The organism is Rhodococcus sp. (in: high G+C Gram-positive bacteria) (genome assembly GCF_049286785.1).
Taxonomy (GTDB): domain Bacteria; phylum Actinomycetota; class Actinomycetes; order Mycobacteriales; family Mycobacteriaceae; genus Rhodococcus_F.
The window spans coordinates 1-1,966 of the sequence record NZ_JBAQEO010000769.1 but is presented as its reverse complement, the minus strand read 5'-3'; the positions used below and the strand labels follow the sequence as shown (position 1 = coordinate 1,966).

The following is a 1,966-nucleotide window of genomic DNA, read 5'->3' as shown; positions in this document are numbered from 1 at the left end:
CACCAGGAGCAGCAGGAGCAGTCCGAGCGGAAAGGTCAGGATCCCCAGGACGAGGGCATATCCCGGATAGTGGCGATAGGACAGCGTGTACGTACCGGGCAGGACCATCCGGAACTCGAGCCTGCGCGTCGCGCCCAGGATCTGGGCGACCTCGGAGTCCGCATCGGCGTACGACGTTGTCAAGGGACAGTAGGAACTGCCCAGTGGCGGACATGAAACCTGCCCGCTGACGGCCACGAGATCTGCCCGGTGGTGGCCATGGGATCTGCCCATGGGGGCTGGGCCACCACCGACCGGGGTGCTCAGCTCAACGGGCTCACCCCCTGGCCGGCGAGTGCTTGGGTGAGCCGGACGCTGTCGCCGCTGGTCTGGCAGACGTGGGCGTGGTGCAGGAGTCGGTCGACGGTGGCGGTGGCCAGGGTCTTGGGCATGAGCTCGTCGAAGCCGGAGGGGTGCAGGTTCGAGCTGATCGCGACCGACCGTTTCTCGTAGGCGGCGTCGACGAGCCGGTAGAGCCCCTCGGCGGCGTCCGCGGCGACCGGCAGCAGTCCGATGTCATCAACGACCACCAAGTCCGCTCGCAGCACGCGGGCGATGGCCTTCGACACCGTGTCGTCGGCACGGTGGCGGCGTAGCAGGACGCCGAGGTCTTCCAGGGTGAACCAGGCGACCTTCCACCCTTCCTCGACGGCTTGTTGTCCGAGGGCTTCCAGCAGGAACGTCTTCCCGGTCCCCGACGGGCCGCACACCACGAGGTTCTCCCGGCGGTGGACCCACTCCAGGGTGCGTAGTGCCTGCTGGGTGGGTGCCGGGATCGAGGAGATCTCGGGCTGCCATGCGTCGAACGTCTTCCCGGTCGGGAACCCGGCAGCCGCCCTGCGGGTGGCGAGTGCTGAGCGTTCCCGGCCGGCGACCTCCTCGGCGAACAGCGCCTTGAGGACCTCGGTCGGTTCCCAGCGTTGGGCCTTCGCGGTCGCGACGACTTCGGGGGCGTGGCGGCGGATGTGGGGCAGCCGCAACCGGCGCAGCAGCTCCTCCAGGTCAGGCGGCAGCGGTGGCGCGGACGCCGATGCCGTTCTCGTGGTCATCGGGTCACCTCGTCCTCGTCACCCTGACCGACCTGTTGGCCGAGTCGTGCCCAGGCGCTGGTGCCCTGGGTCAGCGAGGAGTCCTCGCTGGCCCGATGCTCACCCGCCTTGGGTGCTCGGGCGTGGTGGTCCAGGATCGAGGACAGGTCGGCCTCGGCGAACCGGCCGTGGACCGCGGCGTGACCGAGTGCCCAGTCGACCTCGACGGGGTCGAACAGCTTGGCCAGGGCGAGCGCTTCGGCCATCTTCACCCGCATCCGACTGGTGCCTGCCGCGGCGGCCTCGACCAGCCACAGCCGGGCGCCTTCGCCCAGGTCGAGGAACTCCGCTTCTGCGGCGTTCTTCGCACGTGGTCGACGGTCCAACGGTCCCTCGGGCTGGGGCGGGAAGTGGTCCTCATCGATCCTCGGCGTGCCGGGTGTTGCGCGTGCGTGTCGGGCGACCTCAAGTGGCCCGTCCTCGCCGACGTGGACCAGGATCACCTGCTCCTCGGCGCCGACACCGTGGGTCCGCACCCACACCGTGGCGCCGAGCAGCTGGTGCGGGACCGAGTACTGGCCGGACTCGAACGTCACCATCGGCGTGTTCGCCGGCACCTGCCGGGTGGTGCCGAACGCGACGGTGTGCGGCGTCATCGCGACAGGGTGCAGGCGGGCCCGTTCCTCGGCGAGCATCTCGACCGGTGGCCGTTTCGTGAGCCGGTGGGGTCGGGTGTTGACCTTCTCGCAGAACGCCTCACAAGCTGCCTCGAGGTCGGCGAACGTCGCGTACTCATCGAGCAGGTTGGTGTCCTTGGGGACCAGGTCGGCCTTGCTGATCTTCACCGATGCCTCGGTGCCACCCTTCGATGCAGGATCGGCCGGCACGCAGGTGTGGAC

The 1,966-nt window shown here is 69.4% G+C and carries 3 protein-coding genes; all 3 read right to left on the bottom strand.

All coding sequences use genetic code 11. The annotated features are described in order from the left end of the window. Positions 1-273: hypothetical protein (locus WAW17_RS27775; RefSeq protein ID WP_422336078.1), on the bottom strand; the 273-nt coding region annotated here is incomplete at its 3' end. 29 nt (positions 274-302) lie between these two features. Then, entirely contained in the window at positions 303-1,088 is a 786-nt protein-coding gene (gene istB, locus WAW17_RS27770; protein ID WP_422336077.1) for an IS21-like element helper ATPase IstB, read from the bottom strand. Beyond that, on the bottom strand, positions 1,085-1,966 hold an 882-nt coding region (locus WAW17_RS27765; RefSeq protein ID WP_422336076.1), incomplete at its 5' end, for a Mu transposase domain-containing protein. The genes WAW17_RS27765 and istB, both read right to left, overlap by 4 nt.